General features: G+C 69.2%; 20 protein-coding genes and 1 riboswitch. Of the genes, 12 read left to right on the top strand and 8 right to left on the bottom strand.

Translation table 11 applies throughout. The annotated features are described in order from the left end of the window. From ACFSNB_RS10965 to ACFSNB_RS10955, 3 genes are all read left to right on the top strand, one after another. Window positions 1–845, top strand: an 845-nt coding sequence (locus tag ACFSNB_RS10965) for an aconitase family protein (RefSeq protein ID WP_377316429.1), incomplete at its 5' end; no start/stop codon positions are given. Window position 846: 1 nt separating this feature from the next. After that, a complete protein-coding gene (gmk, locus tag ACFSNB_RS10960; RefSeq protein WP_377316427.1) occupies window positions 847–1512 on the top strand; it encodes a guanylate kinase in 666 nt (221 codons plus the stop codon). A gap of 168 nt (window positions 1513–1680) precedes the next feature. Then, complete coding sequence (locus ACFSNB_RS10955; protein ID WP_377316425.1) at window positions 1681–2607, top strand: hypothetical protein; 927 nt, start codon at window positions 1681–1683, stop codon at window positions 2605–2607. A 120-nt stretch (window positions 2608–2727) separates the two neighbouring features. Here the strand turns inward: ACFSNB_RS10955 and ACFSNB_RS10950 are convergent, their stop codons facing one another. The 3 genes from ACFSNB_RS10950 to ACFSNB_RS10940 form a co-directional block, all read right to left on the bottom strand. Continuing rightward, window positions 2728–5358 (bottom strand): autotransporter outer membrane beta-barrel domain-containing protein, encoded by a 2631-nt coding sequence (locus tag ACFSNB_RS10950; protein ID WP_377316423.1) that lies wholly within the window; start codon window positions 5356–5358, stop codon window positions 2728–2730. A 445-nt stretch (window positions 5359–5803) separates the two neighbouring features. Continuing rightward, window positions 5804–7021, bottom strand: coding sequence for a CaiB/BaiF CoA transferase family protein (locus ACFSNB_RS10945; RefSeq protein WP_377316421.1), 1218 nt, complete (start codon window positions 7019–7021; stop codon window positions 5804–5806). A gap of 16 nt (window positions 7022–7037) precedes the next feature. After that, on the bottom strand, window positions 7038–8219 hold the full coding sequence (locus ACFSNB_RS10940) for an acyl-CoA dehydrogenase (RefSeq protein ID WP_377316419.1): 1182 nt from the start codon (window positions 8217–8219) through the stop codon (window positions 7038–7040). A 149-nt stretch (window positions 8220–8368) separates the two neighbouring features. Here ACFSNB_RS10940 and ACFSNB_RS10935 point away from each other — a divergent pair, with 149 nt between their 5' ends. From ACFSNB_RS10935 to ACFSNB_RS10915, 5 genes are all read left to right on the top strand, one after another. After that, window positions 8369–9298 carry a LysR family transcriptional regulator gene (locus tag ACFSNB_RS10935; RefSeq protein WP_377316417.1) on the top strand — a complete coding sequence of 310 codons (930 nt, stop codon included), beginning with the start codon at window positions 8369–8371 and terminating at the stop codon, window positions 9296–9298. A 222-nt stretch (window positions 9299–9520) separates the two neighbouring features. After that, a complete protein-coding gene (locus tag ACFSNB_RS10930) occupies window positions 9521–10489 on the top strand; it encodes an ABC transporter substrate-binding protein (RefSeq protein ID WP_377316415.1) in 969 nt (322 codons plus the stop codon). Further along, a complete protein-coding gene (locus ACFSNB_RS10925; RefSeq protein ID WP_377316413.1) occupies window positions 10486–11322 on the top strand; it encodes an ABC transporter permease in 837 nt (278 codons plus the stop codon). Before ACFSNB_RS10930 ends, ACFSNB_RS10925 begins: the two co-directional genes overlap by 4 nt. Window positions 11323–11340: 18 nt before the next feature. Next, a complete protein-coding gene (locus ACFSNB_RS10920) occupies window positions 11341–12177 on the top strand; it encodes an ABC transporter ATP-binding protein (RefSeq protein WP_377316411.1) in 837 nt (278 codons plus the stop codon). A gap of 520 nt (window positions 12178–12697) precedes the next feature. Continuing rightward, complete coding sequence (locus tag ACFSNB_RS10915) at window positions 12698–13945, top strand: dicarboxylate/amino acid:cation symporter (protein WP_377316409.1); 1248 nt, start codon at window positions 12698–12700, stop codon at window positions 13943–13945. Window positions 13946–14157: 212 nt separating this feature from the next. Here the strand turns inward: ACFSNB_RS10915 and ACFSNB_RS10910 are convergent, their stop codons facing one another. The 3 genes from ACFSNB_RS10910 to cbpA form a co-directional block, all read right to left on the bottom strand. Then, complete coding sequence (locus ACFSNB_RS10910) at window positions 14158–14907, bottom strand: PAS domain-containing transcriptional regulator (protein WP_377316407.1); 750 nt, start codon at window positions 14905–14907, stop codon at window positions 14158–14160. 110 nt (window positions 14908–15017) lie between these two features. Beyond that, window positions 15018–16412: a peptide-modifying radical SAM enzyme CbpB gene (cbpB, locus tag ACFSNB_RS10905; protein WP_377316405.1), complete on the bottom strand. Its 1395-nt coding sequence runs from the start codon at window positions 16410–16412 to the stop codon at window positions 15018–15020. Continuing rightward, complete coding sequence (gene cbpA / locus ACFSNB_RS10900; protein ID WP_377316403.1) at window positions 16409–16528, bottom strand: modified peptide precursor CbpA; 120 nt, start codon at window positions 16526–16528, stop codon at window positions 16409–16411. The genes cbpB and cbpA overlap by 4 nt, the downstream gene beginning before the upstream one ends. Before the next feature lie 113 nt (window positions 16529–16641). Continuing rightward, a riboswitch (cobalamin riboswitch) is annotated at window positions 16642–16776 on the bottom strand. A gap of 202 nt (window positions 16777–16978) precedes the next feature. On the opposite strand from cbpA, the gene ACFSNB_RS10895 reads away from it, so the two are divergent. Genes ACFSNB_RS10895 through ACFSNB_RS10885 form a run of 3 tightly spaced genes read left to right on the top strand, consistent with a single transcriptional unit; the run spans window position 16979 to window position 21389 of the window. Then, window positions 16979–19558, top strand: a complete 2580-nt coding sequence (locus tag ACFSNB_RS10895; protein ID WP_377316401.1) for an MMPL family transporter — start codon at window positions 16979–16981, stop codon at window positions 19556–19558. Next, on the top strand, window positions 19555–20418 hold the full coding sequence (gene hpnK / locus ACFSNB_RS10890) for a hopanoid biosynthesis-associated protein HpnK (RefSeq protein WP_377316399.1): 864 nt from the start codon (window positions 19555–19557) through the stop codon (window positions 20416–20418). The genes ACFSNB_RS10895 and hpnK overlap by 4 nt, the downstream gene beginning before the upstream one ends. Continuing rightward, the gene (locus ACFSNB_RS10885; RefSeq protein ID WP_377316397.1) at window positions 20415–21389 is read left to right on the top strand and encodes a lysylphosphatidylglycerol synthase domain-containing protein; all 975 of its coding nucleotides are present in this window, start codon (window positions 20415–20417) and stop codon (window positions 21387–21389) included. The genes hpnK and ACFSNB_RS10885 overlap by 4 nt, the downstream gene beginning before the upstream one ends. Before the next feature lie 36 nt (window positions 21390–21425). Here the strand turns inward: ACFSNB_RS10885 and ACFSNB_RS10880 are convergent, their stop codons facing one another. Both ACFSNB_RS10880 and ACFSNB_RS10875 read right to left on the bottom strand, forming a co-directional pair. Next, the gene (locus tag ACFSNB_RS10880) at window positions 21426–21665 is read right to left on the bottom strand and encodes an Lrp/AsnC ligand binding domain-containing protein (protein ID WP_377316395.1); all 240 of its coding nucleotides are present in this window, start codon (window positions 21663–21665) and stop codon (window positions 21426–21428) included. A 210-nt stretch (window positions 21666–21875) separates the two neighbouring features. After that, window positions 21876–22847, bottom strand: a complete 972-nt coding sequence (locus ACFSNB_RS10875) for a mitochondrial fission ELM1 family protein (RefSeq protein WP_377316393.1) — start codon at window positions 22845–22847, stop codon at window positions 21876–21878. Between the two features lie 156 nt (window positions 22848–23003). Between ACFSNB_RS10875 and ACFSNB_RS10870 the strand changes: the two genes are divergently transcribed. Further along, complete coding sequence (locus ACFSNB_RS10870) at window positions 23004–23549, top strand: hypothetical protein (protein WP_377316391.1); 546 nt, start codon at window positions 23004–23006, stop codon at window positions 23547–23549. Window positions 23550–23666 lie beyond the last annotated feature (117 nt).

The raw sequence follows: 23666 nt of genomic DNA, 5'->3' as shown, positions 1-23666 counted from the left end.
AAATCGAGGGCCTGCCCGACCTCAAGGTCGAACAGGCGTTCGAGCTGACCGACGCCTCGGCCGAGCGTTCCGCCGCCGGCTGCACCGTCCATCTCGGCCCGGCGCCGATCATCGAATACATGCGCTCGAACATCACCCTGATGAAGTGGATGATCGCCGAGGGCTATCAGGACCGCCGCGCCCTCGAACGCCGCATCAAGGCGATGGAAGCCTGGATCGCCGATCCCCAGCTGCTCGCCCCCGATGCCGACGCCGATTACGCCGCCGTGATCGAGATCGACATCAACGAGATCAAGGAACCGATCCTCGCCTGTCCCAACGACCCGGACGACGTCAAGCCGCTGTCCGAGGTCGCCGGCGACAAGATCGACGAGGTGTTTATCGGCTCCTGCATGACCAATATCGGTCACTTCCGCGCCGCCGGCCGGGTGCTCGACGGCAAGAGCGACATCCCGACCCGGCTGTGGGTCGCGCCGCCGACCAAGATGGATCAGATGATCCTGACCGAGGAAGGCTATTACGGCATCCTCGGCCGCGCCGGGGCGCGGATGGAGCTGCCGGGCTGCTCGTTGTGCATGGGCAACCAAGCCCAGATCCGCAAGGGCGCCACCGCGCTGTCGACCTCGACCCGCAACTTCCCCAACCGCCTCGGCATCGACACAAGGGTCTATCTCGGCTCGGCCGAACTGGCGGCGGTGTGCGCCCTGCTCGGCCGTATCCCGACTCCGGCGGAATATCTCGAGCAGGTGGCGGCGGTCGATGCCAAGGCCGGCGAGATCTACCGCTACATGAACTTCGACCAGATCCCGGCCTTCCGCGACGTCGCGGCCGGGGTGACGGTCTGACATGAGCGAGGCGGAAACCGCGCCGGCGATCGGCCGGCGCGGGCTGATGCTGGTGCTGTCCTCGCCCTCGGGCGCGGGCAAGACCACCATCTCCCGCGCCCTGCTCGCCGGGGACGAGGCGCTGTCGATGTCGGTGTCGGCCACCACCCGGGCCCCGCGCCCGGGTGAGGTCGATGGCCGCGACTATCATTTCCTCGATGTCGCCGCCTTTCACCGCATGGTCGAGGCCGGCGAGTTCCTCGAACATGCCCGCGTCTTCAGCAATTTCTACGGCACCCCGCGCGGCCCGGTCGAGGCGGTGCTGGCCCGGGGCGGCGACGTGCTGTTCGACATCGATTGGCAGGGCACCCAGCAACTGGCCCAGAACGCCCGCGCCGATCTGGTGTCGGTGTTCATCCTGCCCCCCTCGCTCGAGGAACTGCACCGCCGCCTGTCCGGGCGCGGCCAGGACAGCGCCGAGGTGATCGCCGAACGGATGGCCAAGGCCGGCGACGAGATGAGCCACTGGCCCGAATATGATTACATCGTGGTCAATCGCGAGGTGGAGCATTCGGTGGCCCAGGTCCGCGCCATCCTCGCCGCCGAACGGCTGAAACGGGCGCGTCAGGTCGGGCTGGCCCCGTTCGTCAACCGCCTGCGCGGCCTCGACCGCGATTCCGGGGGCTGAAGGCGGGCTCTGCCCGCACCCGCCAAGGGCCGCAAGGCCCTTGGAACCCATTGATGGTCGGGCGTGACACCGCCTTTCGCCTCACACAGGACAAGGCAAGGGATCCAAGGGCCCCCGGCCCTTGGCGGGTCCGGGCGGAGCCCGGGAAACAGCGAGGGAACGCCGACGATGACCGCCTATGTGGTGATGGGCAACGCGAAATATTACGATTTCATCGCCTTGACCGTTGCCCAGATCCGCCGCGTCGCTCCCTCGGCCCGGGTGCTGGTCTATGATTGGGGCGACGATCGCCGCCGCGCCCGCTTCGCCTGTCCCACCACCGGGGTCGAGGTGGTGGACTGGACCGGCCGCATCGCCGACCTCGGCCCGCTCGCCGCCAGCCTGCCCCCCGCCCGTCAGGTCGAGATGGCGATCGCCTACAACGCCCGCTTCCGCCGCACCTGGCGCCAGCGCCTGCGCAAGGCGGTGCTGAAACGCTGGCCGGGCAGCCCGCTGGCCCGGCCGTTGATCAAGGCCGGCTTGGCCTTCGAGAACATGCTGCTCCAGAAGGTGCCGTGCATGGAGGACGCCTCCCGCCGGATCGGCGCCGAGCGGATGATCTTCCTCGACGCCGACGCCATCCCGGTCCGCCCGATCGAGGATGCCTACGACGCGGCCCCGTTCGACGTCGCCGTCACCCTGGTCGATCGCCCCAACTGGCAGGTCAATCGCTGCGCGGTGATCAACAGCGGCGTCCTGCTGTTCGGCGCCAACCCCGCCGCCCGCGCCGCCTTTTTTACCGCGTGGCGGGCGGCGATCGACAGCTGCGACGAATGGCTGCGCGAACAGACCGCCCTGGTCCGCTTCCTCGCCGCCCAGGCCCCCGATCTGTTCACCCCCGCCGCCGCCGCGCCCCTGGACCTTGGCGAAGAGACGTTGCGCCTGCGGGCTTTGCCCTGCGCCACGTACAACAACACCGACCGCGACACCGCGCTGGACACCGGCGCCCGGGTGCTGCACCTCGCCAACACCGCCCATAACCTCGCCACCGTCCGCGACCTCCTCGTCCGCCTGCGCACCGCCCCCGATGGTGAGGACGGAGAGGGCGGGGAGTAGTCAACGCGGTTTAGGTGGGCGCTGCCCACACCCGCCAAGGGCCGAGGGCCCTTGGAACCCTTTGATGGGAGTCAGGCGGGAGGCTGGGCGGGGCATAAGTCAACCCGATCGACCCGCCGTTCAGAACCCCCAGGTGGCCTTCAGCAGCCCGGTGTGGCTCTGATAATTGGGCCGTGCCTCGCCGGAATAATCAGCCTTCAGGGTCAGATCGTCCGACTGCTCCAGCGTCGCCGACAGGTTCAGGCGGGCACCGTCCGCCGCCGTGCGGGCCACGGTGCTGGTGAAGCCCTCGCCCCCCATCAGGCCGGAGGTGGCGATCGGGCCTTGCAGATAATCATGCACCCAGGCCAGCTGGGCCTCGGGCCTCACCCTCCCCAGGGGCGTGGCCACCGACCAGCCGACCTTGACCCCGATGTCCTGGGTCACCGACTGGCTGCCCCGCCGGCGGATGGTCAGATTCTCGTCCGAACCGCTCTCGGTGTAGCCGTCCGAGACCACCCGCAGATAGCGCAGGCCGGCGATCGGCGTCACGGTCACCGCCGCGTTCACCGGGATGTCGTAGCCGCCGCCGATCTTCGCCACATAATGCTGGCCGTCGTAATCGGCATGCGCCTGCTGGCCCAGGAAGCCGATGGTCCGCCGCTGGTTGAAGCGGTCATAGCCGAAACCCGCCTGCCCATCGACGAAAGCCCACCCGAAACGATGCAGGCCATAGGTGGTCAGCTGATAGCTGTCGACGGTGGTGAGGTTGCCCGAGGACGCGCCCAGGCCGGCGGTCCAGCCGCGCAGCCAGCTCGCGGCGACGCCGACGCTACTGCCGGCGGCAACGTGAAAATCGAGCCCGCTCATCAGACCGAAGCTGGTGGACTTGGCCCCGTCGGCGTCGGCGGTGGTGCCGCGCAGGGCATATCCTCCCAGCACCTGCCCCCACAGGCCGGAGGAATGGGGCTCCGATCCCGCCGCGACGCCGGACACTCCGCCGCCCTCGGCCAGCGCCAGTTGACGGGTGTCGATCGCCTGGACCACCGGCTCGATCTGCGCCGTCACCTGGACGAGCGGCGTGACCTGGCTGGGCGCCAGTTGCTTGACCGCCGTCGCCTGCGCCGACTCGGGCAGGTTGTTCAACGGATCCAGCACCTTGGTCTGGAAGGCCAGCGCCGCCGCGCCGTTCGAGGCGGCGATGGCGTCCAGCGCCGCGCCGACCCCGACCGCCGCGCCCCCGGCCGTCCGCCCCAGCGCCACATAGCCGCCCGCCGGCCCCTTCTTGGCCAGGGTCACCTCCAGGACATTGCCGACGGCGGTCAGCGACGCTTTCAGGCCGCTGGTGCCGACCACGATCACGCTGTTGTTGGTATAGGTGCTGCTGGCCCCGCCCCTGACGATCAAGTAGGTCTCGCCGGCGCTCAGGCTGACGCCCGAGATGGTGATCGCCGCCCCGGTGATGGTGGCGCCGCCGGTCACGGTCAAATAGCCGTAACTGTTGACCGAGACCACCGGGATGACCAGTCCGCCGCCGGTCTGGCTGTAAGTGCCGGTGATGGTCGGGCTGTTGGAAAAGCTCAGCGTCGCGCCCGTATTGATGACGCTGCGGGCGCCGACATTGATGTTGTCGTTCAGCAGCAGATTGCCGGAGGCGAAGGTCAGGTTGGAAAGCGTGCTGGTGATGGTCCCCGCCGTGTTCGCCGCATAGCCGGTCAGTGTGCCGAAGGTCCCGCCGCTGCCGCCGTCGATGGTCAGGCCGTGGGAACTGGCATTGACGATATTGCCTTCGATCACCCCGCTGTTGACGATCGCGCCGATGCTGCCGGACGCGGTGTTGGCGAGGGCGATCGCGCCGCTGATCGTGCCGCTGTTGGACAGCGTGCCGATGCTGCCGGAATTCCGAATTCCGGTGCTGTCGCCGTGGATGATGCCGCCGGAAGCGTTGTCGAGGCTGGAAAGGGTGGCATTGTTGCCATTGAGGACCCCCCACTTCACATCGGTGATCACGCCGCTGTTGGAAAGCCTGCCGAGGCTGCCCAAGTTCCAGATCGCGGTCGTGACCCCTCCCTGAATGGAGCCGGTGTTGATCAGCGTGCCCATTCTGCTGCCGTTGATGACACCAACCCCGCCGTTCCGAGCGATGATGGTGCCGCTGTTGGTGAACTGGCCGATGGTGCCGTTGTTGATCAGCCCGGAATAGGTGGCGCTGACCGTCCCGCTGTTGTCCACCACCGCGATGCTGCCGGTATTGTTGATGCCGGCGTTGCCGCTGATCGTGCCGCTGTTGGTCAGGACCGCAATGGTGCCGTCATTGTTGATGCCAGAGAAGGCGCTGCCGACGATGTTGGCGCTGTTGGTCAGGGTGCCGATGCTGGCGCGATTGTTGATCCCGGTGTTGCCGGCGCTGATGGTGCCGCTGTTGAGAAGGGAGGTGATCGTCCCGGATTGGTTGTTGACCCCACCCTGGGTGCCGCTGATGGTGCCGCTGTTGACCAATGTGGCGATGGTGGCGGTGTTGTAAATACCGGTGCTGCCGGCGACGAGACGGCCCAGGCCCTCGATGGTCAGTGTACCCAGGGAGCCAGTGCTGGTGATCGGCCGGAGGGCGGTGAGCGTGCCGGTGCTGGTGACGGTGAAATTGCCTGACGTCCAGGCCTGAGAGCCCCCCGAGCCCGTAATGGTGGTGTCGGCCAGGGCGGGACGGTGATCCGCCACCCCCGCGGCCAACACCAGCAGCGACGTGCCGGCGATCAGAACCTTTCCGTTCATCCCCACACCACTCCCGACCGCCGGACCTGGGCTGAAGACGATGCCCGTGAGAGGTGATTTGCCCAGCCCGGCTCCACCGGAGCGGCAGAGGATTTCCGACAGATATTTTTCATGGGCTGGTCACGTCCGTTCATTGCCGCCACAGGTCAACCACCGCTCCGATCGGCGCAGCGATGGGAACGTCATCTCATCCAATTGTCTCAGGGTGCCGCCAGATCCGCTGCAAGTCCAGCCTCGACGCAACCGCGGCGTTATTATCCATCCATCAGTCCACCCAGGACATATCCGGTTTATCGGTGAAGACTTCCCATACAAGATCAACCCTGGTTTCCCATGATCCATGTATGGGGGCGGCCGTCTGAATATGACTCACTCTGACCAAGGGCGGGAATTTTGATCTGGCCGTGTCGGCCCCGCTTCGCCGTGATTACCCATCCCGGCCCGGTCAGCGGCCGATCGCGCCGCGCGCGGCGAGGGCGGCGATTTCGTCCTCGCCCAGCCCCAGCAGCTCCTTCAACAGGCCGGCGGTGTCGGCGCCGAGCAGCGGCGGCGGGCGGTCATAGCCCACCGGCGTCGCCGACAGCTTGATCGGGTTGGCCACCGTCCGCACCGTGCCGCCGAGGGGGTGGGGCAGGGTCGCCACCATGCCGCGATGGCGCAGCTGTTCGGTGTCGAACACCTGATCGAGCCGGTTGATCGGGCCGCAGGGGACTCCCTCGGCCTCCAGCGCGGCGATCCAGTCGCGGCTGCTGCGTCCGGCGATCAGGGGCCGCAGCAGCGGGATCAGCGTCTCGCGGTGATGGACCCGGGCGGTGTTGGTGGCGAAGCGCGGGTCGTCGGCCAGTTCGGGCCGGCCGGCCACCGCGCAGAAGCGGCGGAACTGGCCGTCATTGCCCACCGCCAGGATCACATGGCCGTCGGCGGTGGCGAAGGCCTGATAGGGGACGATGTTGGGATGGGCGTTGCCCAGCCGGGTGGGGACCACGCCGCCGACCAGATAATTGCTGGCCTGATTGGCCAGCATCGCCACCTGGACGTCGAGCAAGGCGAGGTCGATCGCCTGGCCCTCGCCGGTGCGGTCGCGGTGGGCCAGTGCCGCCAGCACCGCGACGGTGGCATACATCCCGGTGAACAGGTCGGTCAGCGCGACGCCGACCTTCATCGGCTCGCCGTCCGCCTCGCCGGTCAGGCTCATCAGCCCGCCCATCCCCTGCACCAGGAAATCATAGCCGGCCCGCGCCGCCAGCGGCCCGTCCTGGCCGAAGCCGGTGATCGAGCAATAGACGAGGTCGGGCTTCTCCGCCCGCAGCGCCGGATAATCGAGACCGTATTTGGCCAGCCCGCCGACCTTGAAATTCTCCAGCACCACGTCGCAGCGGCGGGCGAGGCGGCGGATCAGGTCCTGCCCCTCGGGCCGGGTGATGTCGATCGCCAGCGAGCGTTTGCCGCGATTGGCGGCGAGGTAATAGGCGCTCTCGCCGGTGTCGCTGCCGTCGGGGGCGCGCAGGAACGGCGGCCCCCAATGGCGGGTGTCGTCGCCCGCGACCGGCTTTTCGACCTTGATCACCTCGGCGCCGAGGTCGGCCAGCATCTGGCCGGCCCACGGACCGGCCAGCACCCGGCTGAGGTCGAGCACGCGCAGATGGGACAGGGCTCCCGCCATCGTGTCGTCCTCCCGCTCAGGCCGTGAAGGCCTGCAACCCGGTCTGGGCCCGGCCGAGGATCAGGGCGTGGACGTCCTGGGTGCCCTCGTAGGTGTTGACCGTCTCCAGGTTGGCCATGTGGCGGAAGACGTGGAATTCGTCGGCGATGCCGTTGCCGCCGTGCATGTCGCGCGCCATCCGGGCGATCTCCAGCGCCTTGAGGCAGTTGTTGCGCTTGATCAGCGATACCATCTCCGGCGCCCAGGCGCCCTGGTCGATCAGCCGGCCGACCCGCAGCGCCGCCTGGGCGGCCAGGGCGATCTCGGTCTGCATCTGGGCCAGTTTGAACTGGATCAACTGGGTGGCGGCGAGCGGCCGGCCGAACTGCTTGCGGTCGAGGGTGTATTGGCGGGCGGCGTGCCAGCAGAACTCGGCCGCCCCCACCACCCCCCAGGCGATGCCGTAGCGGGCCTTGTTGAGGCAGCCGAACGGGCCGGACAGGCCGCTGGCCCCCGGCAACAGGTTCTCTTCCGGCACGAACACCTCGTCCAGCACCAGCTCGCCGGTGATCGAGGCGCGCAGCGACAGCTTGCCCTCGATCTTGGGGGTGGAGAAGCCGGGGGCGCCGCGTTCGACCACGAAGCCCCGGATCTTGCCGTCATGCGCCTCGGACTTGGCCCAGACGATCGCCAGATCGGCGATCGGGGCGTTGGTGATCCACATCTTGCTGCCGGTCAGGCGGTAGCCGCCGGGGGCGGGGCGGGCGTGGGTGCGCAGGCTGGCCGGATCCGAGCCGGAATCCGGCTCGGTCAGGCCGAAGCAGCCGATCAGCTCGCCCTTGGCGAGGCGGGGCAGCCAGCGCCGGCGCTGCTCTTCGCTGCCATAGGCGTGGATCGGATGCATCACCAGCGAGGATTGCACGCTCATCGCCGAGCGATAGCCGGAATCGACCCGCTCGATCTCGCGGGCGATCAGGCCATAGCCGACATGGCTGATTCCGGCCCCGCCATATTCCTCCGGCAGGGTCGGGCCGAGCAGGCCGATCTCGCCCATCTCGGTCATGATCTCGCGGTCGAACCGCTCCTCGCGATAGGCGGTCAGCACCCGGGGCTGGAGCCGGTCCTGGCTGTAGCCCCGGGCCGAGGCGGCGATCAGCCGCTCCTCCTCGGTCAGTTGCGCGTCGAGATCAAGCGGGTCGTCCCAGCGGAACGTCTGCACGGTGAAGCCTCCCTGATGGTGGCCGTCTTGGTCGGAGGGCGGCCGGCCCCAGGGTGCAACGCCCGGCCCATGCAGGTAAAAAATATATTCGCTATGGTTGCGATAGCGTTCCGTTATATCAGGGCAAGAGGGGGCGAAGGGGAGCCGCGATGATCGACCTGCGTCAGTTGCGTTATTTCGCCGCCATCGTCGAGCATGGCTCGCTGTCGCGCGCCGCCGAGGCGCTGCACGTCGCCCAGCCGGCGCTCAGCCTGCATCTGAAGCGGATGGAGGACGAGTTCGGCTGCCCGCTGCTGCTGCGGACGCCGCGCGGGGTGGTGCCGACCGACAGCGGAAAGCGGCTGGCCCAGCGGGCCGGGGCGGTGCTGGCGCTGGTCGGCGGGCTGGCCGACGAGGTGCGGGGGATCGAGGCGGTGCCGGCCGGGCCGGCGGTGATCGGGCTGCCGACCTCGCTCGGGCCGCTGCTGACGGTGCCGCTGGTGCAAGCGGTGCGGGCGCGCTTCCCCGCCATCCGTCTGCGGCTGGTCGAGGCGCTGTCCGGTCACATGCAGGCCTGGGTTTTGCGCGGCGAACTGGATCTGGCGGTGGTGTTCGGCGAAACCCCGTCGCCCGGGCTGGCCACCCGCTTCCTGGCGCGCGAAAGCCTGTGTCTGGTCGGGCCGCGCGGCGGGGCGGGGGGAGGGGAGGGGGAAGATCCCGACGCCGAGATCGAACTGGATCGGGCGCTCGATCTGCCGCTGATCCTGCCCGGCCGGCCGCATGGGGTGCGCGAGGAGGTCGAGCGGGCCGCCCTGCTGCGCCGCCGCCCGCCCAACGTGATCGTCGAGCTGGATTCGCTCGACCAGATCAAGACGCTGGTGGCCGAGGGGGTCGGCCATACCCTGCTGTCGCCGCGTTATGCCCGGCAGGGGGCGATCGCCGCCCGGCTGGTGGCGCGGCCGGTGGTCCGGCCGACGATCGAGCGGCGGATCTGGCTGGCCCACGCCGCCGAGCGGCCGCTGTCGGTCGCCGCCCGGGCGGTGATGGGGCTGCTGCTCGCTTTGGTCGCGCCCCATACCCGCGACGGCCTGTGGGTGTGACCACCGCCGGCCCCGTCCACCCCCAAACAGAGAGGGTGTTTTCTCGGTACGGTGTCCACCCATGAGGGAAGCGTATCTTCCCTTACAGATATAGGGTGCGTTCTTTGGTATTGTCATAACCATTGCTTTACTCCTTGCCTCTCAGGCTGACGGTCTGGGGCGATTTCCTCGCCCGCCGGGCCAGCCAACGCCCGCCGGCATGAACCGGGAGGAACAGGCATGATGTCGTTGATCCGAGGGGCGGCCCTGGCCGTCCTGGCGGTGCTGTGCGTGGTGCCGGCCCGGGCGGAGGACGTGGTCCGTCTCGGCAATCTGCGCTTCGCCCATTACGGGGCGGTGTCCTACATGAAGGAAATCGCGCCCAAATACGGGATCCGGATCGAGGAGCGGGTGTTCGCCAAGGGGCTCGACATCCAGCCGGCGATCATCGCCGGCGAGATCGACCTCGGTGCCAGCGCGCTGGAGGCGGCGATCGCCGGCCGGGCCGGCGGCGCCCCGATCGTCGCGGTGGCCGGCTTCGCCCGGGGCGGCGCCCGGATCGTCGCCCGCCCCGATCTTCAGATCGGCTCGGTCGCCGCGCTGAAGGGCCACACCGTCGGGGTGACCCGGGGCGGGCCGCAGGAATTGCTGCTGCTGGCCGAGCTGCGCCAGCACGGGCTCAGTTGGTCGGACAAGCCGGGCAAGGACGTGCGGCTGGTCTACATGGTCTATCCCGACCTCAATCAGGCGCTGGCGGCGAAGAATCTCGACGCCATCTCGCAATCCGAGCCCTATGCCTCGCAATTGCTCAACAAGGGCCTCGCCACCGAGGTGATCCGGCCCTACGACACCCCGATGGGCGAGCCGGTGCGCGCCCTGGTGATGTCCGAGAAATTCTACCGCGACAAGCCCGACGTGGCGCGGCGGACCATGCTGGCCTTCGTCGAGGCGACCCGCGCCTTCATCGCCGATCCGGCCCTGGCCGAATCCTATGTCCGCAGCCAGATGTTCAAGGGCCAGATCAGCGCCGACGATTTCCGCGACGCGATGAACAACGCCGCCTACACCTATGATCTCAGCGTCGCCCAGGTCGAGGCGGTGACGCGGACGATGCAGGAAACCGGGGTCGGCCGGATGGCCAAGCCCCCGGCGGCGGCGGAGTGGGTCCGGCTCGATCTGCTCGAAAGCGCCAAGGCGGAGTTGAGGAAATGAGGCCGGCGCTGCTGTCGCGCGACGCGCTGAAGGCCGCCGCCACCGGCGCCATCGTCCCGGTGGTGGTGGTGGCGATCTGGCAGGGCCTGTCGGTCAGCGGCTGGATCGATCACGCCTTGCTGGCCGGCCCGTGGGAGGTGCTGCTGCGCTGGTGGGCCTATCTCACCCCGGCCGAACCCTACGACCCGGCGGTGTCGGGCTGGGTCGCCTGGGCGCTGTCGGGCGAATTGCCGTCCGACGCGGTGGCCAGCCTGTACCGGGTGCTGGCCGGCTTCCTGCTCGGCACCGCGCTGGCCCTGCCGCTCGGGATCCTGATGGGGGCGTCGGAGCGGGTCTACCGGCTGGCCAACCCCACCATCCAATTGCTGCGGCCGATCCCGCCGATCGCCTACATCCCGGTGGCGATCCTGTGGTTCGGGCTGGGCAATCCGCCGGCGGTGTTCCTGATCACCATCGGCGCGTTCTTCCCGGTGCTGATGAACACCATCGCCGGGGTGCGCAACGTCGATGGGATTTACATCCGCGCCGCCCGCAATCTCGGCGCCGGGCCGTTGACCCTGTTCTGGCGGGTGATGCTGCCGGCCGCCACCCCCTACATCCTGACCGGGGCGCGGATCGGCATCGGCACCGCCTTCATCGTGGTGATCGTCGCCGAGATGATCGCGGTCAATAACGGGCTCGGCTTCCGCATCCTGGAGGCGCGCGAATATTTCTGGTCGGACAAGATCATCGCCGGAATGGCCTCGATCGGCCTGCTCGGGCTGGCGATCGACGGGGCGATGAGCCGGCTCAACGCCCGCCTGCTGCGCTGGCACCGTGGTCTTGAGCCCTGACGCGAGGAGAGGACGGACATGACCAAGATGTTTCCCGCCGCCCCCACGCTCGCCCCATCCGGGCCCGGCCAGATCGAGATCGCGGGGGTGGAGAAACGCTTCGCCCTCGGCGCGCGCGAGATGGTGGCGCTCGGCGGCATCGACCTGTCGATCCGCGCCGGGGAGTTCGTCTGCCTGCTCGGGCCGTCGGGCTGCGGCAAATCGACCCTGCTCAACGCCATCGCCGGCTTCGCGCCCCCCACCGCCGGGCGGATCAGCGTCGATGGCGCGCCGGTGCGCGGCCCGGGGCCGGATCGCGGCATGGTGTTCCAGGAATATGCCCTGTTCCCCTGGATGACGGTGGCGAAGAACATCGCCTTCGGCCTCGAGATCAAGGGGATGAGGCGCGACGAGATCGAGGCCCGCACCCGCACCCTGCTCGACACGCTGTCGCTGGCGGAATTCCGCGACCGCTATCCCAAGGACCTGTCGGGGGGGATGCGCCAGCGGGTGGCGATCGCCCGCGTCCTCGCGCTCGATCCGCCGATCCTGCTGATGGACGAACCGTTCGGGGCGCTCGACGCGCTGACCCGCCGCACCCTGCAGGACGAATTGCTGCGGCTGTGGCAGGAAACCGCCAAGACCATCGTCTTCGTCACCCATTCGATCGAGGAATCGATCTACCTCGCCGACCGGATCGTGGTGATGACCTATCGGCCGGGGACGATCAAGGCGGTGGTGCCGATCGCCCTGCCGCGCCCGCGTGACACCGCCCGGGCCGATTTCAACGACCTCAAGCGCGAGTTGGGCGGGCTGGTGATGGCGGAACAGCGCCGCCATACCGACGACGAGATCAAGCCGGCGACGTTCGATTAGGCCAGGGCCGCGCCCCCCGCCTGTCGCCCCCCTCCGCTGTCGCCCGCTCCCGCCGCGGCCGGCCCGGTCCCCTCTGTAGGTATTAACCACAAGGCCGCCGGTCCTTTTTACTGGACCGGCGGTGTTGTTGCTTGCCCATTGGTTCCAGCGGGGTGGTCAGGGCGATGGATTCCCTGTGCTTTTTCATCGCCGGGCCGCCGTTTCCCGGTCACGATCGCCCATCCGGCGAATAAAATCGCCCCTTTTCACCGGACTTGGTCAGTCTCCATTCGGTGTCCGGTCGGCCGCGACAATATTTAGAGGATGATCTGGGCAACGCGGTCTGTTACGAACGAAACGCCACCGGGATCCGATCCGTCGTCGGCAACGGCCACGTCAATCTGGCCGCAACCCTGGCGAAGGAAAGCGCGGCGTTGGGCCGCGACGGTCTTGGGGGGTGACGGGGCGGGGGAGTCCGGCGGGCGCGCGGCGGCGGCCGCGCCTGTTCCCGTTATGGTTTCCTCTCTTCAGGGATAAACTAATGAAAAGGTTGACAGGACATCTGTATTTCTGGGTGCTGGTGGCGATCCTTGCCGGCGGCACGCTGGGGTATTTCGAACCGAAACTGGGCGTGAACCTCAAGCCGCTGGGCGACGGTTTCATCGCCCTGATCAAGATGCTGATCAGTCCGGTGATCTTCTGTACCGTGGTGCTGGGCATCGCCGGGGCCGGCGACATGAAGAAGGTCGGCCGGGTCGGCGGCAAGGCGCTGCTCTATTTCGAACTGGTCTCGACCCTGGCCCTGATCATCGGTCTGGTGGTGATGTGGGTGATCCGGCCCGGCGACGGCTTCCACGCCGATCCCAGCCAGCTCGACGCCAAGGCGGTGGCGAAATACGCCAAGCTGGCCGAGGAACAGAGCACGGTCGATTTCATCCTGCACATCATCCCGAAGACGCTGTTCGACGCCTTCACCGCCGGGGGCGACCTGCTCCAGGTGCTGCTGGTGGCGATCCTGTTCGGCTACGCCATGAGCCGGATGGGCGAGAAGGGCGCCGGGGTCCACCGCTTCATCGAGGAATGCTCGCACATCTTCTTTGCGATGATGAATGCGGTGATGAAGCTCGCGCCGGTCGGTGCCGGCGGGGCGATGGCCTTCACCATCGGCAAGTACGGCATCGCCGCGCTGAAGCCGCTGCTGGCGCTGATGGGCAGCTTCTACCTGACCTGCATCCTGTTCATCATCATCGTGCTCGGCCTGATCGCGCGGGCCACCGGGTTCTCGATCTTCAAGTTCATCGCCTACATCAAGGAAGAACTGCTGACGGTGCTCGGCACCTCCTCGTCGGAATCCGCCCTGGTGCCGCTGATGGCCAAGCTTGAGAAGCTCGGTTGTTCGAAGTCGGTGGTCGGGCTGGTGGTGCCCTCGGGCTATTCGTTCAATCTCGACGGCACCAACATCTACCTGACGATGGCGGCGTTGTTCGTCGCCCAGGCGCTCGACATCGACCTGACCTTCGGTCAGCAGGCGACCCTGCTCGGCGTGGCGATCCTGACCTCGAAGGGCGCGTCCGGCGTCACCGGGGCCGGTTTCATCACCCTGGCGGCGACGCTGGCGGTGGTGCCGAGCGTGCCGGTGGCCGGTCTGGCCCTGATCCTCGGCATCGACCGCTTCATGTCCGAGGCCCGGGCGCTGACCAACTTCATCGGCAACGGCGTCGCTACCGTGGTGGTGTCGCGCTGGGAGAAGGAACTGGACATGGCCCAGATGAAGAAGACCCTGGGCTGACGTCTCGTGCGGGCTGCCGCCCCGCGCGCCAATGGCGCGCAATGTGACGCCTCGCGCGGGCTGCCGCCCGCGGGCCCGCCCGGAGGCGGCGCCTCCGGACCTCCCCTTTTTTCGAAAAAGAAGGGGGTCCGGGGCATCGCCCCGGCCGGGTGCGGGCGGGAGCCCGCTGATTTTTCCGGTATTGCGCGCAAGGCGCGCGGGCGGGAGCCCGCTTACAGCGCCAGCAACCGGCGCAGCAGGTCGATCTTGTCGCGGCTGACCGGCAGGCGGGTGGCGGCCTGATCGGCGAGACGCAGATAAAGCCGCCCATCGTCGCGTTCGGTGGCGAGGATGTGGCGCAGATTGACCAGATGGCGGCGATGGACCCGCAGGAACAGAGCGGGGTCGAGCCGGCGTTCGAGGTCGGCCAGCGAGCGCGGGCAGAAGGCGGCGAAGGCCAGGGTGCGGGCCTCGGCGTAATGGCCCTGGGCGGTCAGGCAGACCACCTGATCGACGTCGATCAGGCTGGTGACTCCCCCCTGGCCGCGCACCACCGGCAGCTTCAGCAGCAGGGCGCCGTGCGGGCCGGTGGCGACCGGCGGTCCCATCGCCAGATCGCCCTGGGCGTGGAACATCATGCAATAGCCGATCTGGCCGGGCTCGGGGCCGGTTTGCAGCCGGGTGACCTTGGCGACCAGACTGCCGATCGGGGTGGTGACCACCAGCGCGGCGGCGCCCTCGGCCGAATCGCGGGCGCACTCGATCAGCCACGCCACCTTGGGCCGCGCCGCCGGGGGATGCAGGTCGAGGATGTCGCGCCCGAACGGCAGCGTGCGGTCGCGGCCGAGCAACTGGCGCGCCAGCGGGTTGGCCGACAGGATCCGCCGTTCGGCATCGAGCACCACCACGCCGACCGGGGTGCGTTGCAGGCGGTATTCGAAACTGCCGCCGGGATCGGGAGGAAAAACGGGGGGAGGGGGCATCGGCGCCGGGACCAGGGCTGAGGCGGTCAGCATAGCCGCTTTGCCGGGTCTTGCCTACCCCGTCGGGTGGCTTCCGCCGCCCGGGGGGATCCCGGGCGGCGGAGCCGGCGTCAACAGGCGCCAAAGGCGAAGGTGGTTTCGGTCCCTTCGTCCCAGCCATCCCACAGGTAATCGCCCTCGATGCCGTCGGCGATCAGGCGGAAGGCGTAGCGGGCCTGTTCCAGATAGGCGTCGCAATAGGCGCCGATCTGGTTCATGCCGCCATTGGCCTCGTGCGCCTCGGCCGGACAGGGCGAGCCGCAGAAATGGCGCACCGGACAGATCGCGCACTTGGCGATGTCCTCGACCTTGCGCTCGGACACCTTCTTGAACGGCGCGGTCTCCAGCACGTCCTCGATCCGGTCCTGGAACAGGTTGCCGCCGGCGAACTCGGGCAGGCCGATGAACTCGCTGCACGGGAACAGGGTGCCGTCGGGGACCAGGGCGAAGAAGCTGCGCCCGCCGCCGCAGGGGGAGATGTCGCACATCAGCCGCCGCGCGGTGGGGGCCAGGATCGAGATCAGGATGTTGGCGAAGTTCGCCACCACCAGCTTGCGGCCGGTCTCGCGGTAGAGCTGATGGGTGCGGTCGAGCGCGGCGGTGAAGGCCTTGGCCACCACCGCGTCCTCGACCCACGAATCCCTGCCGCCCTGCTGGGTGCAGCGGACGAAGTTCAGCATGCAGGCCGGCACTTCGCGGGCGTGGAGGAACTCGACCATCGCGGTCAGCTGATCGACGTTCTGGCGGTTCATCGTGCAGATCACGTTGAAGCCGGGATAGCCGCGCAGCCGGTCGATCGCCCGCAGGGTCGAATCGAACACGCTGTCGCCGTTCCAGCGCTTGCGCGACAGGTCGGCGACATCCTGCACCGGGGCGTCGAGCGACAGGCCGATGCCGCAGCCCTGGCCGGTCAGGAACGCCACCGCCTCGTCGTCGAGCAGGGTGGCGTTGGTCTGCACCCCGAAGCGGAAGCGGTCGCGGTACTGCTCGATCGCGGCGAACATCGCCTCGCGCGCCAGCATCGGCTCGGCGCCGTGGAAGATGATCTGCGGCTTGCGGTCGGGCGGCAGGGTGCGGCTGAAATAGGCGTCGAGCCGGGCCATCGCGTCGAGCAGGGTCTCCTTGCTCATCTGCTGGCCGCCCTTGCGCATCTCGCCCGGAATGTAGCAATAGGCGCAATCGAGGTTGCAGCGTTCGGTCGGATTGAAATAGACCGCCGACGGCTTCAGATGGAAGCGCAGCATGTCCATTTCCTGGGCGAACGAATCGCGCTTGGCGTGCCACTGCGCCAGCAGGGCGCCGTCCTCGATCACCGCCCCGGTCTGGTCCTTGCGCACCAGCGACCAGAAGGCGGTGTCGGCGTCGATCAGCGCGGTGTAGTCGGGATGGCCGATGTCGAACCAGTCCAGCCCGTCGGGAAGAGCGGCCCCCGCCGCTCCCCCCTTCACCTCGGTGACGAGGCTCAACGCTTCACCTGCTTGTCCATCAGCACGTAATGGGACAGGCCGGTGCCTTCGGCGTCGCAGCTCTTGCGGCTGGCGATCACCGCCGGACGGGTGGTCTTCTGATCGGTTCTGGTCATGGCCTTCACGGACTCCACGTTGGTCGGGGCGACGGCGCCGGGCCATGACGGACCCTTTGCCGAAACCCTTTTCCATCGGATTCCGCCCCGAGACTCTTGATGAGGCCCAACAGGTCTTCTGGCTCTCGGATCAGCCACGGCACCACGCCTTCCCGGCGGTTGGCCGCCAGTGGCCGGGCGTTTTCCGCCCCAGTGGTCCGTGTCCCCGATTACAGCGGCGGGACCGCCACGGAGTTGCACCGTGTTCCGGGATGTTGGACTGAGCCCGTTTACGCCAGCGGGGCGGGGGGCGTCAAGCCCGGCGGCGCCCCGTCCGGCAGGGCCGAAAGCGACGCATGGGAGGGGCGCGATCATCCCCTTGCCCTGTGGGGTCGTTCCGGGGCACAGTCCCGCTCGCGCCGCAGGGCGCGTTTCGTTTTTCCAAGGAACAGTTCAGGACTGGACAAGATCATGGCCCGGCGTCTCGCGGTCTTCCTGGTGGATTGGTGCTGGCGTCATGCCTGGGCGGTGGTGACGGTCGCCCTGCTGGCGACGGCCGGGCTCGGCTATTACGCCGCCACCCATCTCTCCCTCGACACCGACGAATCCAAGCTGATCGCCGGCGATCTGCCGTTCCGCCAGGCCGAGGCGACGATCGATGCCGCCTTCCCCCACACCCTCGACCGGCTGGTGGTGGTGCTCGACGCAGCCACCCCCGAGGCGGCGGAGGAAGGGGTCGAACGGCTGGCCGCCGCGCTGGAGGCCCGCCATGATCCGGCGATCCGCTCGGTGTCCCGCCCGGCCGAGGAAGTGTTCTTCCGCCGCTACGGCCTGATGTTCCTGTCGCCGACCGAGCTGTCGGCGCTGTCCGACCGGCTGATGGCGGCCCAGCCGCTGCTCGGCACCGTGGCGCGCGATCCGTCGCTGCGCGGGCTGGTCGGCGCCACCCAGATGATCCTCGAGGGCGTCGCCCGCCATCAGGCGGCGGCCGAGGAGGTCGAACCGCTGCTGCAACGGCTCGACCGCGCCGCCGGTGCGCTGGCCGAGGGCCGCGCCGCCGAGCCGGCCGACTGGCAGAGCCTCGCCGCCGCCGGCCCCGGGCGCGACACCCCCAGCCGGGTGCTGCTGGTCCAGGTCCGGCTCGACCATGCCGAACTCCAAAGCGGCGCCGCCGGCACCGCCGCGATCCATGCCGCCGCCGCCGCCGCCGGGGTCACCCCCGACCAGGGCTACCGCCTGCGCCTGACCGGCTCGGTGGCGCTGACCGACGCCAATTTCGCCACCGTCACCGAAGGGGTCGGCCTGTCGGCGCCGCTGTCGCTGCTGGCGGTGCTGGTGCTGCTGTTCTGGGGCGTGCGGTCGTTCCGGGTGGTGGCGGCGATCATGATCAGCCTCGCGGTCGGGCTGGTCGCCACCGCCGCCTTCGCCGCCGCCACCGTCGGCAGCCTCAATCCGATCTCGGTCGCCTTCGCGGTGATGTTCGTCGGCATCGCGGTCGATTTCGCCATCCAGTTCGTCATCTCGTTCCGCAACGAGCGGTACCGTCTGACCGACGCCGCTCCGGCGGTCCGCTCGGCCGCCGGGCTGATGGCGGCGCCGCTGTCGCTGGCGGCGCTGGCGACGGCGGTCGGCTTCCTCTCCTTCCTGCCCACCGCCTATACCGGCGTCTCCCAGCTCGGCCTGATCGCCGGCGGCGGGATGGTGATCGCGCTGGTGGTCGATTTCACCCTGCTGCCGGCGCTGCTGGCGCTGATCAAGCCGCCGTCCGAGCCCGAGCCGGTCGGGCTGAAGCTGGCCGCCGCCGACCGCTTCCTCGCCCGCCGCGCCCGTCCGGTGGTGTGGGGCGCCGGCCTGATCGCGGCGACCGGCGCGGCGCTGCTGCCGGCGCTGCCGCTCGATTTCGACCCGCTTCACCTCCAGAATCCCAAGGCCGAGGCGGTGGCGACCTTCCAGGACCTCGCCCGCGATCCCGAATCCGGGGTCTATGCGGTCGAGATCCTCGCCCCCAGCCTGGGCCAGGCCCACGCCTTGGCCGAACGGCTCGACGCCCTGCCCGGCGTCCGCCGCACCATGACGCTGGAAAGCTTCCTGCCGCCCGACCAGGACCAGACCCTGCCGATCCTGGCCGACATGGCCCAGGTGCTGGGGCCGACCCTCGATCCGGCCCAGGTGCTGCCGCCGCCCGACGCCGCCGCCACCGCCCAGGCGATGGTCGCGCTGGCCCGCCAGCTTGAGGCGGTGCTGCCGGGCGACCAGCTTGCCCGCGACCTCGCCGCCCATCTCGACGCGGTGGCGGCGGCCGGTCCCGACAAGGTGCGGGCGTTCGATCACGCCACCGCCGCCGGCCTGTCCGGGCTGATCGTCGGCCTGCGCGCCAGTCTGGTCGAGGTGCGGCCGCTGACGCTCGAAACCCTGCCGGCCGACCTGACCCGCAACTGGCTGACCCCCGACGGCCGCGCCCGGGTCCAGGCCGTGCCGCGCGAGAACATGGCCGATGCCGGCGCCCGCGCCCGCTTCGTCGATGCCATCACCGCGCTGGCCCCCGACGCCGCCGGCTCGCCGATCTCGATGGAGCTGTCGGGCCGGGTGGTGGTGCATGCCTTCGCCATCGCCGCCTTGGCCGCGCTGGTGGGCATCGGGCTGATGCTGGCGGTGATGCTGCGCCGGCTGCTCGACACCCTGCTGGTGCTGGCGCCGCTGCTGATCGGGGCGCTGGCGACGGTGATCGTCTGTTGGACCTTCGGGCTGGCGATCAATTTCGCCAACATCATCGCCCTGCCGCTGCTGCTGGGCATCGGCGTCGCCTTCAACATCTATTTTGTCGTCAACTGGCGCAACGGGGTGACCGAGCCGTTGCAGACCCCGACCACCCGGGCGGTGCTGTTCAGCGCGCTGACCACCGGCTCGGCGTTCGGCAGTCTCGCGGTGTCGCCGCATCTCGGCACCGCCTCGATGGGTCTGCTGCTGTTCGTTTCGTTGGCGCTGTCGGTGCTGGCGACCTTCGTGGTGCTGCCGGCGCTGTGCCATCTGCTGGGGAAGGCCAAATCATGAGCAAGAGGTTGATCGTCACCGCCGATGATTTCGGCCGTTCGGTCGAGGTCAACGAGGCGGTCGAGGACGCCCACGTCAACGGCATCCTCACCTCGGCCAGCCTGATGGTGACCGAGGCGGCCTGCGCCGACGCGGTGGCCCGGGCCAAGCGGCTGCCGCGCCTCGGCGTCGGTCTGCACGTCACCATGGTCGACGGCATTCCGGCGCTGCCGCCCGAGGCGATCCCGGCCCTGGTCGGCCCGGACGGCCGCTTCGGCCGCGATCTGGTGCGCAAGGGGGCGCGGATTTTCCTCGACCGCGAGGCCCAGCGTCAGGCGCGCGAGGAGATGCGGGCCCAGTTCGAGCGTTTCGCCGCCACCGGCCTGCGTCTCGCCCATGTCGATTTCCATCATCATTACCACCAGCACCCGACCCTGTTCGCGATCGCGGTCGATCTGGCGGTCGAGTTCGGCGCGCTCGGGATCCGCATCCCCTACGAGCCGGCGCTGGCCTCGATCGCCGCGCGTGGTGACAAGATCGGGCTGCGGCTGTTCAACGGGCTGGCCTATGCGCCGCTGTGCGCCTGGATGCGGGCGCGGGCCAAGGCGGCCGGCCTGGTGGTCAATGACCGCTCGTTCGGGCTCAACGACAGCGGGGCGATGGATCTAGCCAAGGTCGCGTCCTATCTCGACCATCTGCCCGACGGCCTGTCCGAGATCTATTCCCATCCCGCCACCGGCCATTGGGGGGTGCGGCCGATGCCGTCCACCTATCAGGTCAGCGCCGAGTACCGCGCCCTGATCGATCCGTCGAACCGGGCCCGGGTGCGCGACCGCGGCATCACCCTGGTGTCGTTCGTCCAGGCGGCGGCCGAAGCATGAAGTCCGGCGCCTGGCGGCTGGTCCTGATCGCGGTCATCCTCGGCATCGCCTGGTGGCTGCGCGATGGATTCGGCGACGTCGGCGGCGCCCTCGACAAGGCCGGCTGGAGCGGGGTGCTGATCCTCACCGCCTTCCACCTGCTGCCGATGACCCTGTGCGGCCTGAGCTGGGCGGCGCTCCAGGTCGGCGAGCCCCGCCTCAAGCTGTGGGTGTTCGTGATGGGGCGCTGGATCCGCGACGGCGTCGGCGAGATGGCCGGCTTCATCCCGCTGTCGGGCGAGATGGCCGGCATCCGCCACCTGACCCGCTTCGGGGTGCGTGCCCCGGTGGCCGGGGCCGGGGTGGTGGTGGACATCACCGCCGAGGCCGCCGGCCAGTTCCTGTTCAGTCTGGCCGGGGTGGCGATGTGGGCCTGGCTCTATCCCCATTCCGACGTCACCCGCTGGGGGGTGATCGCCCTGCTGGTGGCGATGCCGGTGCTGGCCGGAATGGTGCTGGTGCAGCGTTCCTGGTTCGTCCATTTCCTCGAGACCCTGCCGTCGCGGCTGATGCCGAAAAGCTGGGACGCCCCCGACCTCGAACAGGGGGTGCTGGCCTCGATCAACGACATCTACCGCCAGCGCATCCGCGTCCTCCGCTCGGTCGGCTGGCACCTCGCCGCCTGGCTGGCCGGGGCGGCGGAAGCCTGGGTCGGGCTGCATCTGCTCGGGGTGCCGCTCAGCCTCGCCGAGGTGCTGGCGATGGAGAGCATCATCTTCGCCATCCGCAGCGTCGCCTTCATCGTGCCGGGCGCGATCGGGCTCCAGGAAGGCGGCTACATGCTGTTCGGCTCGATGCTCGGCCTGCCGACCGAGGTCGCCCTCGCTTTGTCGCTGCTGAAGCGCGGGCGCGAACTGCTCCTCGGCCTGTCGGCGCTGCTGGCGTGGCATTTCATCGAGGGCGCCACCGCCCGCGCCCGCGACAAGGCCTGATCCGGCGGGGGAGGCGGTGCGCCCCCCCCGTTCCGGTCAGGTAAAAGCCTTGAAGGCGATCAGGGTGAAGGTGTCGCGCACCCCGGGCAGGGTCTGGATCCGCTCGGTGATGAAGCTGCCGATGTCGGTCCCCTCGTCGAGATAGCATTTCAGCATCAGGTCGTACTGACCCGAGATCGAATGGACCTCGGACACCAGTTCGGTGTCGACCGCCAGGGTGGCGACCTCGTAGGCCCGGCCCAGTTCGGTTTTGACCATCACGAAGATCGTCTGCATCGGTTCCCGCTCCGTAGACATCGACCCGTTTGGGTCTGCGTGACGCCAGTCTAGGCGGCGCTTCCCCCCGAGTCACGCGGGCTCCGCCCGCACCCGCCAAGGGCCGCAAGGCCCTTGGATCCCATCGATGGTTGGGCGCGGCGAGGTCAAGGGAAAGGGTTCCAAGGGCCCTCGGCCCTTGGCGGGGGCGGGCAGAGCCCGCGTCTTTACTTATCGCTCCAGCAACGGCCGCAGGGCGGCGGCGATCTCGCCGGCGGTATCGAGCCGGGGCCGGGGCCACGGCGTCAGATTGGCGCCGTCGTCGAGCGGGCGGGCGAGGCCGCGCTCGAACAGCAGGCGGTGCAGGCGCTGGTGCTTGGGGGCGACCCAGCCGGGCGGCGCCCAGATCAGCACCGGGGCCGGGCTGGCGCAGGCCTCGCAGCACATGCTGACCGAATCGCCGGTGACGATCACCGCGTCGGCCAAAGCGAGGAAGCCGAAATAGGGATTGTCGCCCGGGCTGCCCCACAGATGCAGCCAGCGCGGCTCGGGCAGGGCGGCGGCCAGCGCCTCGGCTTGGGCGGCGCCGGTGCGGCGGCTGGTGGTCAGCAGCACCGAGCCGCCGGCGTCCTGGGCCAGGGCGGCGACGCGGGCGCCGAGGTCGGCGGCCAGCGCGACCGGGAACGGCCGGCGCCGGGTGGCGCCGCCGACGATCAGCGCGACCCAGGGGCGGGGCAGGGCGGCGAAGCGCGGCGCCCACAGTTCGGCCGCCGCCGCCAGCTTGGCCGGGGTGACGCGGTGGGGGGCACCGAGGATCTCGAAACGGTTGGCGCCGGGGGAGGGGCGGTCATGGGCCGGCACGGCGATCAGGGCGAACTCGTCGCGGCCGGGGGCGCCGGGATCCATGATCTGGGCCAGCGCCGCGCCGCAGCGGTGGCGCAGCCAGCGGGCGACCGGGGCGGTGCGGCGGCCGGCGGCGATCACCAGACGCGGCCAGGGCGCCACCAATCCGGCCCGGCTGGCCGGGGTCAGCCCGAGCAGGCCGCGCCCGCGCAGCCAGTTGGGCAGGGCGCCCCAGCGGTCATAGGCCAGGGTCTTGACCGCGAACGGGACGCCCAGCGCCTCGGCCACCCCCAGCGCCTGACTGACATTGCCGGCGCGGTCGTCGGCCAGCACCCAGACCGGCACCGCCTCGTCCGGCATGCCCCGTTCCTTCCGCCCCTGATTTCAAGAACCGGCCAGTCTGAACTATTTGTTTACGATTGCAAGCCTTTCCATGCAAAAAACGAATATATGACTCGACAGGTTGGTTAAGAGCGGGTATGTTGGATTCGTTCAATTTCGCATGGAGCCCCCGCCATGTTCGCCGACAACACCCTCACTCCCAAGGAAGCCGTGCGGCTCTGTGCCCTCGGCACTCTCGCCACCCGGTCGATGCGCTATGGCGAACTGGCCGGGGCGGTGCGTCATTTCACCAGCCGGATCATGGGTCCGTCGCTGGAACTGATGGGCACCTCGATCGAGCTGCTGCGCTACGAGGGGCTGGTCGAGGCGGTCGACGGTGCCGGGATGGAGGACGATGCCCGGCTGGAAATCACCGCCGCCGGCCGGCGCGAGCTGCATGCGCTGCTGACGGCGCGGCTGCGGCTGGGCAGCGACCTGTCGAAGCTGGTGGTGGCGCTGAAGATCCGCTTCCTCGATCTGCTGGAGCCGTCGGAACGGCGGGCCCAGGTCGATCGGCTGATCGAGGCGGTCGAGACCGAGCTGGCCCGGCTGATCGACCTGCGCGGCAGCGCGGTGGGCGAGGACGGCATCGACAGCGCGCTGGTGGCGTGGCTCGACCACGACATCTCGCAGCTGGAGGAACGCCAGGCCTGGCTGGAATCCTTCCTCGCCCGTTTGTAGAAGGGGGAGGCGCTTTTCTTCGCCCGGCGGCTTTGGCATCCTGAGCCGGGCGGAGCGCCCGGCGTGGCGCGGCGGCATCGGCCCGATGCCGCCGTTGGTCTGTCCGGGTCCGGGAAA

Origin of the sequence: Phaeospirillum tilakii (assembly GCF_042683125.1) — a bacterium.
In the GTDB taxonomy this organism is placed as follows: domain Bacteria; phylum Pseudomonadota; class Alphaproteobacteria; order Rhodospirillales; family Magnetospirillaceae; genus Phaeospirillum; species Phaeospirillum tilakii.
The sequence above is the reverse complement of the archived record's forward strand: the minus strand, read 5'-3'. Positions and strand labels throughout refer to the sequence as shown.